Here is a 15,164-nt window from a genome sequence, read left to right as displayed (position 1 = left end):
TTCAGGAGTGATCATTCATGCATATCCATATGCGCGCCGCCCTGTTGGCCGGGGCTGCGCTGCTGGCGGGGTCCGTTTGGGCCCAGCCGCTAACGCTCGACCAGGCGGTCGAGCGGGCCATCGCTGCATCGCCCGAGCTTAGAGCGGGCGAAGCGGGGGTCGACGCCGCGCGCGCCGACCAGCTGCAAGCCCGCGTCCGTCCCAATCCGACCGTGTCGGTCGACATGGACAATGGCGTCGGGACGGGCGGCTATGGCCTGTTCCGGCAATCGGAACTCACCGTCACCTATTCGCAGCCGCTCGAACGCGGGGGCAAGCGCGAGGCGCGAATGGCGCTTGCCGAGCGCGGTGTCGTTCTCGCCGAGGCGCAGTGGCGGCTCGTCCGGCTCGACATCGCCCAGGAAGTGCAGCGCGCCTATATCGACGTCCAGATCGCCGAGCAGATGGTCTGGATCGCAGAGGATCGCGTCAAACTTGAAAAGGAGATGCGGACCGAAGCGATCAGGCGCGTGCGCGGCTACAAGGATCCGCTCTTCGTCGAGACGCGCGCCGATGCCCGCATTCTCGAAGCCGAACTGGCCCTGAAGGAAGCCCAGGCGAAGCGGCAGTCCGCACGCGCATTGCTCACCTCCTTCTGGGGCGGCACGCCTGACAGCCTCGTTATCGCCGAGGGGATCGAGAAACCCGATCCGCGCGATCCGCCGCTCGCCGAAGCCGACGCGGCGGTCTTCGACGCCGCCGTCGACCGGGCCCGCGCGCAGGTCGTCGTCGAGCAGAGCCGTGCGCACCAGGACTATACGGTCTCGGGCGGCACGCGCTTTCTTCGCGAGACCAATGATGTCGCCGTTCTTGGCGGCATCTCGATCCCGCTCGGACGGTTCGACCGCAACCAGGGCAATATCGCCCGGGCGCAGGCCGAACGGCGGCAGCTCGAGTTCCAATCCGAAGCGAGCCGGCTCGAGCGGCTGCGGCGCCTCGCGTCGCTGCGCGCCGATGCCGACGCCGCACGCGTCCGGGCCGAGGGCATCATGAACGACGTCTATCCCAAGGCGGTGAAGACGCTCGGCCAGGTGCGCGAAGGCTATGCCCGCGGCGGGTTCCTGTTCGCCGACGTACAGGATGCCGCCGACGTCATCATCCAGATCCAGGGTCAGTGGGCCGAGGCCATGACACGCTACCGCGATTTGCTCGCGGAGATCGATCGCCTGACCGGCCGCTTCGATGCGGCTCCCCTTGCGGAGAATATTCCATGAAGAAGTTTCCATTTCCCGCCGCGGCTGCGGCGCTGTTCCTTGCTGTGCCTCTCGCTGCCTGCGGTGGCGGAGCCGAGGGCGAAGACAAGCATGAAGAAGGCGAAAGCCACGCTGAGGGCGAAGGCGAGGAAGATGCCAAAGGCCCGAACGGTGGCAAATTGCTCAAGAATGGCGATTTCGCGGTCGAGGTCATAATCTTCGAGAATGGCACCGAGCCGCAATTCCGCGTTTTCGCAACGCGGGACGGCAAACCGGTCGACCCGAAGGATGTCCAGCTCGCCATCACCCTCACGCGGCTTGGCGGCGACGTCGATCGCTTCACCTTCCGCCCGCAGGGCAAATTCCTCGCAGGGCAAGGTGTCGTCACCGAACCGCACAGCTTCGACGTCGAGGTTGTCGCGGTGACGGGCGGCAAGCGGCACGTTTGGAAATATGCGAACCCCGAAGGGCGCACGCGGATCGGGGCTGACGCCGCCAAGGCCGGAGGCATCGAAACCGCGGTCGTCGGACCGGCGACGGTGGGCGAAATGCGCGAACTCTACGGCACCGTCCAACTGTCGCCGACCGCCCGCTCCGAAATTCGCGGCCAGTTCCCCGGCCGCGTCGTCTCGGTGACCAAGGCGGTGGGCGACAGCGTCCGCCGTGGGGAACTGCTCGCGCGCATCGAGTCGAGCGAGAGCCTCCAGGTCTATCCGGTATATGCGACGGTCGGCGGCGTGATCGCCGAGCGCAACGCCAACCCCGGCGACGTCACCGACGGGCGCGCACTCTATGTGGTCACCGACCCGGCGCAGACCACGGTCGTCTTCAACATCTTCCCCCGCGACCTCGCGATCATACGTCCGGGCATGCGGGTGACGGTGGAGACGCAGGACGGCGCCGAAATCGCGACCGCGCCGCTCGGGCAGTTCCTGCCCGACGGCAATGTCGAGGCGGGCACTGCGCTCATCCGCGCGACCATCCCGAACCGCTCGGGAACGCTCCGCCCTGGCATGGCCTTGCGCGGCCGCGTGATGGTCAACCCCGTCACCGTGCCGCTTGCCGTGCGCACCGAGGCGATCCAGCCCTTCCGCGACTTCAAGGTGGTCTATGCCAATTTCGGGCAGGACTATGAGGTCCGGATGCTGAAGCTCGGCCGTTCGTCGCCCGAATGGACCGAGGTCCTGTCGGGCATCAAGCCCGGCACCGCCTATGTCACCAAGGGCAGTTTCCTCGTTCGCGCCGACATCGAAAAGTCCGGCGCGGGCCACGACCATTGATCGGGGAGCAGGATAACATGCTAGCCAGAACCATAGGCTTTTCGATCCGGCAACGATGGCTCGTCCTCGCGGTGGTCGCGCTCCTCTGCGCGATCGGCGCGTGGAGCGCGACCAAATTGCCCATCGACGCCGTTCCCGACATCACCAACGTCCAGGTCCAGATCAACACCAAGGCGGAAGGCTATTCGCCGCTCGAGTCCGAGCAGCGCATCACCTATCCGATCGAGACCGCGATCGCGGGCATCCCGAACCTCAACTATACCAGGTCGATCTCGCGCTATGGCCTGAGCCAGGTCACTGTCGTCTTCGAGGACGGGACCGACATCTATTTCGCGCGCCAGCAGGTCAACGAGCGGCTCCAGGCCGCGCGCGGCCAGCTTCCGCCCGGGATGGAGCCCGAAATGGGCCCGATCTCGACGGGCCTCGGCGAAATCTTCATGTTCTCGATCGAGGCCGAACCGGGCGCGCGAAAACCCGACGGCACGCCTTATACGGCGGAAGACCTCCGGACGATGTCCGATTGGGTCATCCGGCCGCAGATGCGCACGATTCCGGGGGTCGCCGAGATCAACACGATCGGCGGCTATGCCCGCCAATATCATGTGACACCCAACCCGGCCTCGCTCGCCTCGCTCAATCTCTCGCTCAACGATGTCGTCACCGCACTCGAGGCCAATAATGCCAACCGCGGGGCCGGTTATGTCGAGCGCAGCGGCGAACAGATTCTGATCCGCGTGCCGGGTCAGGCCAATAATGAGCGTGACCTGTCGCAGATCATCGTCACCACCCGCGGCGGGGTTCCGATCCGGATCGCCGACGTCGCCGATGTCGCGATCGGCTCGGGGCTCCGCACAGGCGCCGCAACCGAAAATGGCAAGGAAGTCGTCCTCGCGACGGTCTCGATGCTGATCGGCGAGAATCCGCGCGTGGTGGCGCAGGCCTCGGCCGAACGCCTCGTCGAAGCCTCGCGTGCGTTGCCGAAGGGTGTCGTTGCCAAGCCGCTCTACGATCGCACCGCGCTCGTCGAGCGGACGATTTCGACGGTGCAGAAGAATCTCGCCGAGGGCGCGCTGCTCGTCATCGTGATCCTGTTCCTGCTGCTCGGCAATTTCCGGGCCGCGCTGATCACGGCGGCGGTCATTCCGGTCGCGATGCTGATGACGCTGACGGGCATGCTCCAGACGCGGACATCGGCAAACCTCATGAGCCTCGGGGCGCTCGACTTCGGCCTCATCGTCGACGGGGCCGTCATCATCGTCGAGAACTGCCTCCGCCGGCTCGGCGAGGCTCAGCACAGGCTCGGACGCCTGCTCGACCGCGACGAGCGCTTCGGCCTAGTCGCTTCCGCAAGCGCAGAAGTGATCAAGCCGAGCATCTTCGGCATTATTATCATCACCGCAGTCTATCTGCCGATCTTCGCGCTCGAGGGCGTCGAGGGCAAAACCTTCCATCCGATGGCGATCACCGTCGTCCTCGCGCTTACCGCCGCTCTGCTGCTGTCGCTCACCCTGGTTCCGGCCGCGGTGGCGCTGTTCGTGACCGGCAAGGTCGAAGAAAAGGAAAATTGGCTGATGCGCGGGCTCGGCAAGGGCTACCGCCCGATGCTCGACCGCGTCCTCAATTGGCCGAAGGCTGCGCTGGCTGGTGCTTTGGCGCTTGTCGCGCTGAGCGGCGTGGCGGCGACCAGTCTCGGGTCCGAGTTCATCCCGGACCTCGACGAAGGCGATATCGCGATGCACGCGATGCGCATTCCGGGGACGAGCCTCACCCAGTCGATCGCGATGCAGGAGGCGCTGGAGAAGAGGATCAGGCAGTTCCCCGAAGTCGAGCGGGTGTTCGCGAAGATCGGCACTCCCGAGGTAGCGACCGATCCGATGCCCCCGTCGGTCGCCGATAATTTCATCATGCTCAAGGACCGGAAGGAATGGCCCAATCCGAGAAAGACGCGCGACCAGCTCGTTGCCGAACTCAACAAGGCGGCGAACGAGGTGCCAGGGAACAATTATGAGTTCACCCAGCCGGTGAAGATGCGCATGAACGAGCTGATCGCCGGCGTTCGCGCCGACGTGGCGATCAAGTTGTTCGGCGACGACCTCGATCAATTGCTCGAATCGGGGCAGGCGATCGAGGAAGTCGCGGGCGGGATTGCGGGCGCGCAGGACGTGAAGCTCGAACAGGTCACCGGCCTGCCGATGCTCTCGGTCACGCCCGATCGCGACAAGCTCGCGCGCTACGGTGTCAGCATGGAAACGGTGCAGGATGCGGTTTCGACAGCGACCGGCGGCCGTCAGGCCGGCGAGCTTTTCGAGGGTGACCGCCGCTTCGACGTCATCGTCCGGCTTCCCGAGGCCATTCGCACCGATCTCGCGTCGCTCGGCAATCTCCCCGTTGCACTTCCGGCCGGCGGCTTCGTGCCGCTTTCGGAGCTGGCGGAGATATCGCTCGCGGCGGGGCCGAACCAGATCAGCCGCGAAAATGGCAAGCGCCGCGCGGTGATCACGGCGAATGTTCGTGGGCGCGATCTGGGCTCGTTCATCGACGAGCTCACGCAAAAGGTCGAAGCTGAGGTCGTGCTGCCCGATGGTTACTACATCGAATATGGCGGCACATTCGAGCAGCTTCAGTCCGCGACCGAGCGCCTCCAGATCGTCGTGCCGCTGGTGCTGCTGCTGATCTTCGGGCTGCTGTTCATGCTGTTCGGCACGGTGCGCGATGCTGCGATCGTCTTCTCGGGCGTGCCTCTGGCGCTGACGGGCGGGGTCGCGGCGCTGGCGCTGCGCGACATTCCGTTATCGATCTCGGCGGGCGTCGGCTTCATCGCTTTGTCCGGGGTCGCGGTGCTGAACGGCGTGGTGATGCTATCCTTCATCAAGGATCTGCGCGAACGCGGAAAAGCGCTCGTCGAGGCGATCCGCGAAGGCGCGCTGACCCGCCTCAGACCGGTGATGATGACGGCGCTGGTGGCGTCGCTCGGGTTCGTACCGATGGCGCTCAATGTCGGGGCTGGGTCCGAGGTGCAGCGGCCGCTGGCAACTGTCGTCATCGGCGGGATCATCTCGTCGACGATCCTGACTTTGCTCGTGCTGCCGGCCCTGTACCTCCTGGTCCATCGACGGACCGCGAAGGCCGAAGAGGAAGAGCTGGCGCGCCCGAGCAGCGTCCCCAGCCCCGAAGGCTGAGACACTCCCGGATGGCCGCCATTCCCCCCTGTCGGCGGCAACCGAGAGTGCTGACTGGGGCGGAACCCAAGCGGGTTCCGCCTCCTTTTAGGGATGGTGAGGATTGAGGAGCTTGCAATGAATGAAAAAGCATCCGGGAGCGAACGCGAAAAGCGAACGCTCCAGATCGTTCTCGTCCTGAACTCGGCTATCGCGATCGCCTTCCTCGTAACCGGCGGGCTCGGCGATTCGAGCGCGCTCATCGCCAATGGGCTCGACAATCTGTCCGACGCCGCGGTCTATGCCTTGAGCCTCGTTGCGCTCAGCCACGGCCTGAAATGGAAAACCCGTGCTGCCACGGCATCGGGTGTCATGCTGCTGGTCTTCGCGGCCGGCGTCCTGTTCGATGTAGGACGGCGCTATTTCGAAGGCAGCGAACCGATCGGTCCGACAATGATGATCATGTCGGCCGTCGCTGCGGTGGTGAACTATGCTTGTCTGAAGCTCTTGCAGCGCATTCAGGATCCGGACGTCAACCTCAGAGCCGCGACAACCTTCAGCTACAACGACTTCATCTCGAACGGCGGCATCCTGATCGCGGGTGTCCTCGTCTGGTGGCTCGGTACGAACTGGCCGGACCTTCTGGTTGGATTTGCGACTGCGCTGATCGCGATCAAGGGCGGCATCGAAATCCTTCGCGACGCCCGCCAAGAGGCCAAACAGCAGAAAGATTAGAGCATGTGAGGCGTGTCGGATCGGCGGAAGAATGTTCGGACCTCTGCGAACAACGTCGCCGATCCTGCCCTAGAGGCACCCGACAGCTCGCTCCCATCATATTACGTCCTTATTACGCGAGGCAAAAATCGAGCCCACGTAACGACGCGTATTACGCCGCCATTCGGCGTAAGTGTCTGAAATTGTTAGGAAAACTGGAGCGGGCGAAGGGATTCGAACCCTCGACCCCAACCTTGGCAAGGTTGCAAAAATGCGTTTTTGGCTGTTTGCCGTTGATTGCGGTCGGCTTCTAAACTCCCAGTATTTCGCCATTTTTTGCAAAAACGGCCAGCGGCAGACAGCGACGAATATTCGCTCGGTGGTAGCCCGGTGGTAGCCCAGAAGGCAGAATCATGCTATAAGTTCGGTCATGAAGACCAAACTTTCCAAGACTGTCGCGGACGTCGCTGAGCCGAAATCCGCGCGGTACACCATCTGGGATTCCGAGCTGACCGGGTTCGCCCTGCGGGTGACCCCCGCTGGCGCGAAGTCGTGGGCAGTGAAGTATCGCGTAGGCGAAGGCGGCCGGACCGCCGCCGTGCGCTGGTATACGATCGGAACCTATCCCGAGACGCCCGCTGCAGACGCACGCAAGGCCGCCGAAATTGCTCTGGCGCGTGTGCGCCTAGGCGAAGATCCCAGCGGTGAGCGCATTACGAAGCGCGCCGAAATGACCGTGGCGCAGGCTATCGATTTCTACGAGCAGGAAGGCTGCTTCGTGCAGCGCGGCGTTCGGCAGGGCGAGCCGATGAAACCCATGACGAAGGACTATACTCTCGCCCGCCTGCGCCATCACGTCGTCCGGCTGCTGGGCAAAAGGCGGATCACCGAAATCGACGAGGGCGACATCACCACATTCGTGCGAGATGTGAGCGCCGGAAAGACCGCGCGCGACGAGTGGATCGTCGATCCCGAAACCGGCAAGCGTAAGCGCGTTATCGTCCGCGGCGGCGAAGGCGCCGCGCGGAAGGTCGTGCGCGACCTGTCCGCGGTCTATTCCTTCCTAAAGACGCATAAGAGGAAGACACGGGTCACCCATAATCCGGTCGAAGACGCAAGCGTCCGAAAGACGGACAATAAGCGCACGCGCTTTCTCTCTATAGAAGAGGTGAAGCGGCTAGGCGAAGCTCTCAATGCGTTGGAGGCCCAAGGCGTAAACGCCAAGGCAGTGAATATTGCCCGGCTCTGGGCGTTGTCCGGCTGCCGCCGAAACGAAATCGCCGGCCTGAAATGGCCGGAAGTCGATTTTGATCGCGGCTTGCTCGTTTTCGATGACACGAAAACCGGCAGAAGCGTCCGCCCGCTCGGCGCCGCAGCCATAGCGCTACTCGAAGCTTTGAAACCCGAAGAGGCCGAAGGCTATGTCTTCCCGGCTGAGCGTGGCGACGGATTCTACCAAGGCACGAAGACGGTGTGGCAGGCTGCAATCAAGAAGGCGGCGCTTCCCGGCGTGACGCCTCACGTTCTCCGCCACACTCTCGGTAGCGCGGCCGCGTCTGCGGGCGAGGCCCTGCTGATGGTTGGATCGCTTCTCGGGCATGCGAATGCACGTTCCACAGCGATCTACGCTCATATCTCTCATGATCCGGCACGGCTGGCGGCCGATCGTGTAACCGGCCCTCTTGCCGAAGCATTGGGCCGCCCTCTACCAAAGCAGGCGATGGAAACGATCCCCGCCTGATTTTCGGAGAAGCCCGCCCGGCGCACCGGACGGGATTTTCGCTGGTCGGTCAGTCGCCGGTCCGGCGATTGGAACGCGACCAGATCAGGCTGAAAGTCTCGCCGCCTTCATCGTCGAAGAGGTTCGCGTAGATCGGAGCGCTGAAGCTCGGATCATCGAGCTTGATCCCGAGATAGGCGCGGCCCTCGTTCGACTGTTTGGCCCAGGCGGCACCAACTTCGGCGCTGCCGACGAAAACCCGGTGCGTGGGCGCATTCTCGCTGGGCGGGTTCTGATCGGGGACGATGCGAACCCCCTTGGCCTGAACGCTGAGTGTCACGATGTCGCCGACATATTCGCCGTTGGCGGTCTTCTTGAAAGTTCCGATGGTAGCCATGTTGATGTCCTTTCCTTGCTCCGAGACCATGCCCTTCATGGCCTCGATGGCTTGGGACATGACCGGGACTGCCGCGGCCGCAGCCGAAGGCCCGCAAGCGAAGCTGGAGGACGGCAAGGGGCGCCCTTTTTTGTTTCGCGAGGAATGACGGCGCTTGCCGCCGGCAGGGGAAAAAAGGCGAACCTGCCATTGCGGCCCGGAGCGGCAGAGGCGCAGCCGGTTTCGGTCATCAAGCCTTTCGAAGAGGCCGTGAAGGGCAGGGGTTCGCGAGCCGCAAATGAGACAGGCTGGCGCGGTCGGCTATCGCGAGACCGATGCGAGGATTGTCGGACGCCGACGGGTTAGGGGCGCCGTAAGACAGGGGTTCCCGTCAGGCGCCCGCTTTTGCGCGACCACGCCGCACAGGCGCCTTGACTGCGGGCTTGCGGCCGCCGCCGCGTCCCTTGGTGCCGAGGCCGATCGACTTGGCGAGTGCTCGCCGGGTTTCGGCATAGTTCGGCGCGACCATCGGATAGTCTTTCGGCAGATTCCACTTCGCGCGATAGTCGTCCGGCGTCATGCCATAAGCGGTCATCAAATGACGGCGCATCATTTTGAGCTTCTTGCCGTCCTCGAGACAGACGATGTAGTCGGGCTTGATCGAGGCTCGGATCGAGACCGCCGGTTTCTGCTCCTCGACCGGCTCGGCGACCGGCGAACCCAGGCCCGCCAGCGCGCCATGAACGCGCGCGATCAGGTCGGGAAGATCGGCGAGGCCGACGGCGTTGTTCGAGACATGCGCCGCGACAATATCGGCGGTGAGCGTGAGCAGCATATGCTGAGTGTCTTCGGCCATCGGTCATCTCCTCTTCGACCCACGCCCTATCGCCTGCGTTACCGTCCGGCCACGACTATTTGACCGATGGGGCATCGCGCCGTGCGCCCTCAGGGCGCGCGGCGCGCGATTTTTACAGGATAGAATGGGCGGCGGCTCTCGCCGCCGCCCACAGCCGTCACGCGGCTTCGCGCTGCGGCCGGTCCTCGGCCTCCGGCACAGTCAGTTCGCCATGCGCCGTCACGGTCCCAACCCCGCCGCGCGCCGTGTAGGCGGCGGGCGGGAAGGCTATCCATTTCGGCACCCAGCCCTCGACCTTGGTCCGGCCATTAGTGCCGTGCAGATGGTCGCGGACGATGGCCTTCAAAGTCGCGCCCTTCTCCTTGGCATTGGCGGCGGCAACCTCGGCCCCGCCAACCTCGGCGACCAGCGCGGTCAGCACCTCGCGGTCGCGAAGGCCTTCAAAGAAAGCGTCGTCGGCGCTCCACTATGTCGCCATATCGAGCCCGATATGAAGACCCACCGCCTCGACTGCGGCGCTTCCCGCGAACAAAGTCTCGCCGATCACAGTGGCGATCACGTCCATAACAGCGCGGTCGGGAAGGTCGAGCAGCCGCTGGAACAGCGCCGCGAGCGGCATCGGATTGCCGCCGGTCACGCTCGGTTCCTCGGCGTCGAACCCAAGCAGCGCGAGCACGGCGCGCCGCTTCTCGTCGAAAACCGTCTCGGCGCGGCTGACCTCGATGCTCTCGCGAACATCGTCGTCTTTCGCCGACTGCGGTTCGATTTTCACATTCCAGAGCGGCGATCCCGCGACGGCATGGGCGACCATCAAGCGCAGCGCGACGGCGGGATGGCCGGTCAGCGCCGCGCGCACGGCAGCGTGGCGATGCAGGTCGACATAAGTTTGCATCCGCGCGGTCAGTTCGGGGCGAGCCGTCTTGGGCGTGGCCTCGATCTTTTCCCCCTTGTCGAGCTGCGCCGCTTCCTTGGCGGTGACGTAGCCTTCGTGAATGTCGATCTCGCCGGTGTCGCGAACTTCGATATAGATGCGCCCGCCCTTGCGCTTGGACGCTTGGCGAAATTCCCAACTGCGGAAATACTCGCCCTTGGGCAGGACAACGATGTCGCTCCATCCCTCGTCCAGAAATCGCGCCCGGCGTTCTTCAATTGCAGCAAGCTGCGCGGTCCAAAAGGCATCGCTGTCGCTGAAATAACGCTCGTCGCCGAACAGGTCGGCGATGATCGCCAATCCGCTCGTCTCGACATCGAACAACGCATGTTCAACCTTGATCGCGCCGCCGCCGAACAGCCAGCCTTTGAGCTGATTTCCCTGCGGACAATAGGTCTGCGGATCGTCGAACAGCGCCAGCCATGCGCGCTGTTGGCCTTTCGATGCCATCGTCAGATGCCGGACCGTGCCCGAACTGATCTTCTCCTTGGCGTAGAGCGAACGGATGCGCGGGAGCAGATTGCCGAGTGCGAGGATGCGCTTGACCATCGGCTCGGGCATTCCGAACGTGTCGGCAAGGTCGGCAACGCTGCGGCCTTCCTTCACTAACCGCGTATAGGTTTCCCATTGGGTCACCTCGTCGGCATCGCGCCGCGCGACATTCTCGATCAGCGAGGCTTCGAGCGCGGCGGCATCGTCGCCCTCTTCGAGAATGGCGCATGGCAGCGGCTCGGCTTCGCCCTTTTCGCCCGCGACCACACACGCGGCGGTGAAGCGCCGCGCGCCCGCGACGATCTCATAAGCGCCTTCGGCGCAATTGGGCCGCACGATCAGGGGAACGAGAACGCCGCGCGCGCGAACGGTCGGCAAAATGTCCGACACATCGGGCGCCTTTTTGGCGTAGCGCATATTGGCTTTGCTGATCGAAAGCTTGCCAAGGTCGATAAAGTCGAGTTTCATGGTCTTGCTCCTTGTGAGCGTCGGTTCCGTTGTGTCTTGAAGCGTGGCGGGACCGACTATGGTTGACGGCGAAACGCGCCGCCTTCGTCAGCCGTTGCCCCATTTGACCCAGGGTTTCGGAAGCTCGTTGTGGCGAAGCTCGCGCGCGGCGCAGGTCATGCCGCCGCCCTCCCTTCGTCCGCCGCTGCCTCGTTATGGCGGGCAAGCAGCCAATCGGCGGCCTTGCTGGCGAGGCTCGCGGCGCGAAAGATCGCGCGATTGTCCTCGCGTAGAACCTCCAGCCACGACCCGATGTAATCGGCGTGGCGCACGCTCGGTTCGATGCCGAGTGCGGCGCACAGGAAGGCGCTCCCCATCTCCGCGACATATCCTGACAGTCCAGCCCCAATCCGGGGTTCGAGGAAGAAAACCATCGGCTGCCTCCAGCACTGCCCAAAAACCGCATCGGCCTCCCCCGAGGCGGGGGTGGGCGGCGAGAGCGACCGAAGAGGCCCGTTCGAGCGGCGGGCTGCACCCGCAGGGGCGAAATGAAATGGAGCAGCCCGGCGAAGCCGGGGCTTGCAGCCCGCCGTGGCGGGCCTAGCAGGGAGCGCCGACCACCTCCGCGTCGGAAGGGAGGCCCAAAAAGTAGCGCCGCCGCGTCAGCGGCGTCCGCAGATCAGGCGGGCGACAGCCCGCTATCGTCTTTCGCGACAGGCTGCCGCCCGCCCGCGGGCGAGCACTGGTGACGGATCGTGCGCGGCGTCGCCTAGAGCATGTAGCCGATATCCGAGGCGCCGGTCGGATAGGCAAACATGGTGGAGCGTAGATCGGCCGCGGTGAGGCCGTGGCGGATGGCCAGGCCGAAAAGGTTGATCACCTCGTCGGCGTTCGGCCCGACGAGATGCGCGCCGAGGACGAGGTCCGTCCGCTCGTCGATCAGAACTTTGTGGCCATAGACCGGCTCGGCGAGCCGGCGGGCGGTGAACCAGTCCGGCGTCGAGGCCGCGTTAACCCGGAACTTGAGGCCGCTGCGGCGCGCCGCCTCTTCCGAAAGCCCGACGGCGGCGATCGGCGGCACGGTGAAGGCGACGCTCGGAACACCGCGATAGTCGGGCTCGCGCGATGGACCTTGCAGGAGGTTCGCGGCGACGATCTTCGCGTCGTGGCTCGACACCGGGGTCAGGGGCGGCCCGACGCCGGCGGCGTCACCGGCGGCATAGACCCGCGGGTTGGAAATGCTGCGCAGATGCGCATCGAGCTGCAGTCGTCCGTCTTGCACCGCGACCTGCCCGGTGGACAGGTCGAGGCTGCCGAGATCGGGACGACGCCCGGCAGCATGAATGACGAGATCGCAGGCGACCTCCAGGTCCGGCGCTCCCTGGCGAGAGGCACGCACCTGCAGGCCGTCCCCGTTCCGCTCGACCCGTGTGACCGCGGTGCCGGTCTCGATGCGAATGCCGAGCGCCGTGAACCGCGGTGTGAGCCAGCCCACCAGGTCGGGATCGAAATGCGGCAGCAGCCGGCTAGCGCGCTGCAGGATCGTGACTTCGGCGCCGGCACGTGCGGCCAGATGCGAGAACTCCGCGGCGACATAGCCGCCGCCGATCAGCACGATCCGGCGCGGCAGCGTCTCCAGCTCGAGGAAAGCGTCGCTCGTGCTGACCAGCTCCTCGCCTGGAATGCCGAGCGGGATCGGCCCCGCGCCGGTTGCGATCAGGATATGCTGGGCCTGCAACGTCCGACCGTCGACCGCGACCGCGTCCGGGCTTGCGAAGCGCGCTAGCCCGTGGAAGGCGTCGACGCCCAGCTTGGCGTAGCGGCGTTCCTGCTTGGCGGGGACCGGATCGGTAAAGCTGCGCTTGAACGCCATCAGGCTCGGCCAATCGATCGCCAGGTCGCCGCCGACACCATGTCCGGCCATGCGAGCGGCGGCATCGATCGCCTCTTCGCCGCTGACCAGCATCTTCTTGGGATCGCAGCCCCGTAGCGCACAGGTGCCGCCGAACGGGCGGTGGTCGATGACGGCGACGGACCATCCGGCGGCGCGGACCTGGCCGATCGCGACCTGGGCGGCTGTTCCGCTGCCGATGACGATCAGGTCGTAATGGGCCATGGCAATATCCCTCCGAGCATCGGTGCAAAGATCGCGCGGCCGACCTGGAGGGCCTCGCGCAGGGTCAGGCGAATGCCGTCGCGGGCGGTCACGGAACCGTCCATACGCCAGGCTTCAAGATGATCGGCATGGCAGAAGAAAGCCTGCTGAGTGCAGAGCGAAGACGCTGCACAGCCGCCGGTGTAGCGATGACCGGACCAGACGAGAATCCCCTCGGGCACGACGTCGCCCAAGGTGCAGCCCCGGTCGTGGACATGGATCGCAAGCGAGCGCCGGCATTGGCGGCATGACGAGCGGATGAGGCTGGCGTGCGGTGCGATCGTGCAGATCCCCAGCGCGTCGAGGGCGCACATGGCTCCCATCGTGATACCCGCGGCCTCCACCTGATGCTCACTGGGAGCATCGGTGAAAGGATAGGCGCCGCTCACTCGGCCGTCGCCGTCGAGGACCACGAGATCACGTCCGGCGAGCCGGTGGAGCGCTGCGGCCACGTCGCCGGGCGGGAGCGCAACCGCGGCAGCGATCTCCACCGGCGCCGGCGCGTGGCCCTGGGTGACATAGGCCCGGAGGATGGCACGCCGCACCTCGTCCTCGGTGCTGTCGATGCCATGCCACCTGCGGCCGATAAATGCCGCGAACAGCGCTGTCAGGGCCGAATGGGCGCTTGGCGCGGTGACCGCAGTCCAGTCCGGGACGACGGTGCCGTCGGGGAATGCAACCGTCGGTTCAGGGGCAGCGTCAGCGGGGGTGGCAAGCGTCACGGCTTGTCTTCAGCCGCAGCAGGACGCGCCCTTGCCCTCGATCTGGATCGGCGGACACGGAACGTCGCCATAGGAACAAAAGACGCAGCAATCGCCCTGCTTGGGCTTGAGGACCGCGCCGCAGCCCCGGCAGTCATAGAAAAACTGGCATGCGTTGGTCGGCATCGTCTCGGTCGCCTGATGTCCGCAGTGCGGACAGGTCAGGGTCGAGTGCAGCTCCGGAACGACGTCAGACATAGCTATAACCCGCCCAGAGCAGTGCCGCGCCGACCAATAGGCCGGCGAGAGTGAGGATGCGCGTCCAGCGCGGCGTGCACACGCCGTCCGGGCCGCAGCGCATGGCGGCGAGTTGCTGGCGCAATAGCAGCGCGGCGCCGGCGACGAGGCATAATGCGCCGATCACGAGGAGCGGCGTGCGATAGGGCGCGGAGACGACGGCCACGCCGCTGAGCCAGGCCGCGCCGATGCCGGCGGATGCCAAGAGGATCGGCAGTGCGCAGCAGGCAGCGACGCCGAACGCGGCGGCGATCCCCGCCAGGGTAAGCGCGGCGGTACTTATCCCCTTGGGCGGGCTTGGTGTCTGGGTCACGGGCGACTCCTTGTGGCGGGCATGCAGCTATCCTACCATCTGTAGCGACTACAGACTCAAGAGGTATTTTGAAGATGGCCGCAACCGCCGCGATCCAGATCGGCGAACTCTCGCGCCGTACCAGCTGCAACATCGAGACGATCCGCTATTACGAGCGGATCGGGCTGCTGCCCGTTCCGCCGCGGCGGGGCCGTTACCGCAGCTACGGTCGGGAGGACGTGGCTCGCCTGGGCTTCGTGCGCCGTGCGAGGGAGCTGGGCTTCACCCTTGACGAGGTGCGCGCCTTGCTCGGACTCGCGGCCGGCGGCCAGGCCTCCTGCACCGAAGTCCGCGAGCTCGCGGCGTCGCATCTGCAGGATGTGCGCGCGCGGATCGCGGACCTCAGGCGGATGGAACGGGTTCTGGCAGACTCGGTGCGAGCCTGCGATGCCGGTCAGGATCCGGGCTGTCCGCTGCTTGATGCGCTCGGCGCCGAGGTGCGGGCCGCGTGAG

General features: G+C 65.3%; 15 protein-coding genes. 6 read left to right on the top strand and 9 right to left on the bottom strand.

The window, feature by feature from the left end; translation table 11 throughout:
- Nucleotides 1-17: 17 nt before the first annotated feature.
- From SKP52_RS22430 to SKP52_RS22410, 5 genes are all read left to right on the top strand, one after another.
- Complete coding sequence (locus SKP52_RS22430) at nt 18-1,253, top strand: TolC family protein (RefSeq protein WP_003046513.1); 1,236 nt, start codon at nt 18-20, stop codon at nt 1,251-1,253.
- Nucleotides 1,250-2,512, top strand: coding sequence for an efflux RND transporter periplasmic adaptor subunit (locus tag SKP52_RS22425; protein ID WP_003046516.1), 1,263 nt, complete (start codon nt 1,250-1,252; stop codon nt 2,510-2,512). The genes SKP52_RS22430 and SKP52_RS22425 overlap by 4 nt, the downstream gene beginning before the upstream one ends.
- A 17-nt stretch (nt 2,513-2,529) precedes the next feature.
- Complete coding sequence (locus SKP52_RS22420; RefSeq protein WP_037553392.1) at nt 2,530-5,691, top strand: efflux RND transporter permease subunit; 3,162 nt, start codon at nt 2,530-2,532, stop codon at nt 5,689-5,691.
- 117 nt (nt 5,692-5,808) lie between these two features.
- Nucleotides 5,809-6,405, top strand: a complete 597-nt coding sequence (locus SKP52_RS22415; RefSeq protein WP_003046522.1) for a cation transporter — start codon at nt 5,809-5,811, stop codon at nt 6,403-6,405.
- 409 nt (nt 6,406-6,814) lie between these two features.
- Nucleotides 6,815-8,125 (top strand): site-specific integrase, encoded by a 1,311-nt coding sequence (locus tag SKP52_RS22410; protein ID WP_039578942.1) that lies wholly within the window; start codon nt 6,815-6,817, stop codon nt 8,123-8,125.
- Nucleotides 8,126-8,174: 49 nt separating this feature from the next.
- Here the strand turns inward: SKP52_RS22410 and SKP52_RS22405 are convergent, their stop codons facing one another.
- From SKP52_RS22405 to SKP52_RS22370, 9 genes are all read right to left on the bottom strand, one after another.
- Nucleotides 8,175-8,501 (bottom strand): DUF736 domain-containing protein, encoded by a 327-nt coding sequence (locus SKP52_RS22405; protein ID WP_039582154.1) that lies wholly within the window; start codon nt 8,499-8,501, stop codon nt 8,175-8,177.
- Nucleotides 8,502-8,871: 370 nt separating this feature from the next.
- Nucleotides 8,872-9,336, bottom strand: a complete 465-nt coding sequence (locus SKP52_RS22400; protein ID WP_039578938.1) for a MucR family transcriptional regulator — start codon at nt 9,334-9,336, stop codon at nt 8,872-8,874.
- 157 nt (nt 9,337-9,493) lie between these two features.
- Nucleotides 9,494-9,757 (bottom strand): hypothetical protein, encoded by a 264-nt coding sequence (locus SKP52_RS27390; protein WP_321164064.1) that lies wholly within the window; start codon nt 9,755-9,757, stop codon nt 9,494-9,496.
- A 45-nt stretch (nt 9,758-9,802) separates the two neighbouring features.
- Nucleotides 9,803-11,227, bottom strand: coding sequence for a ParB/RepB/Spo0J family partition protein (locus SKP52_RS22395; protein ID WP_321164063.1), 1,425 nt, complete (start codon nt 11,225-11,227; stop codon nt 9,803-9,805).
- Between the two features lie 155 nt (nt 11,228-11,382).
- Nucleotides 11,383-11,640: a zincin-like metallopeptidase domain-containing protein gene (locus tag SKP52_RS22390; protein WP_081997494.1), complete on the bottom strand. Its 258-nt coding sequence runs from the start codon at nt 11,638-11,640 to the stop codon at nt 11,383-11,385.
- Nucleotides 11,641-11,975: 335 nt separating this feature from the next.
- Nucleotides 11,976-13,322, bottom strand: a complete 1,347-nt coding sequence (locus tag SKP52_RS22385; protein WP_039574902.1) for a dihydrolipoyl dehydrogenase family protein — start codon at nt 13,320-13,322, stop codon at nt 11,976-11,978.
- Nucleotides 13,304-14,083, bottom strand: a complete 780-nt coding sequence (gene merB, locus SKP52_RS22380; protein WP_025549114.1) for a mercuric reductase — start codon at nt 14,081-14,083, stop codon at nt 13,304-13,306. Before merB ends, SKP52_RS22385 begins: the two co-directional genes overlap by 19 nt.
- Before the next feature lie 9 nt (nt 14,084-14,092).
- Nucleotides 14,093-14,320: a GDCCVxC domain-containing (seleno)protein gene (locus tag SKP52_RS22375; protein ID WP_025549113.1), complete on the bottom strand. Its 228-nt coding sequence runs from the start codon at nt 14,318-14,320 to the stop codon at nt 14,093-14,095.
- Nucleotides 14,313-14,672 (bottom strand): hypothetical protein, encoded by a 360-nt coding sequence (locus SKP52_RS22370; RefSeq protein ID WP_017184393.1) that lies wholly within the window; start codon nt 14,670-14,672, stop codon nt 14,313-14,315. Before SKP52_RS22370 ends, SKP52_RS22375 begins: the two co-directional genes overlap by 8 nt.
- A gap of 74 nt (nt 14,673-14,746) precedes the next feature.
- Between SKP52_RS22370 and SKP52_RS22365 the strand changes: the two genes are divergently transcribed.
- Complete coding sequence (locus tag SKP52_RS22365) at nt 14,747-15,163, top strand: MerR family transcriptional regulator (protein ID WP_017184392.1); 417 nt, start codon at nt 14,747-14,749, stop codon at nt 15,161-15,163.
- Nucleotide 15,164: the final 1 nt, after the last annotated feature.

It is taken from the genome of Sphingopyxis fribergensis (genome assembly GCF_000803645.1).
Taxonomy (GTDB): Bacteria; Pseudomonadota; Alphaproteobacteria; order Sphingomonadales; family Sphingomonadaceae; genus Sphingopyxis; species Sphingopyxis fribergensis.
Note: the sequence above shows the minus strand (reverse complement) of the source record. Positions and strands in the feature narration are given on the sequence as shown.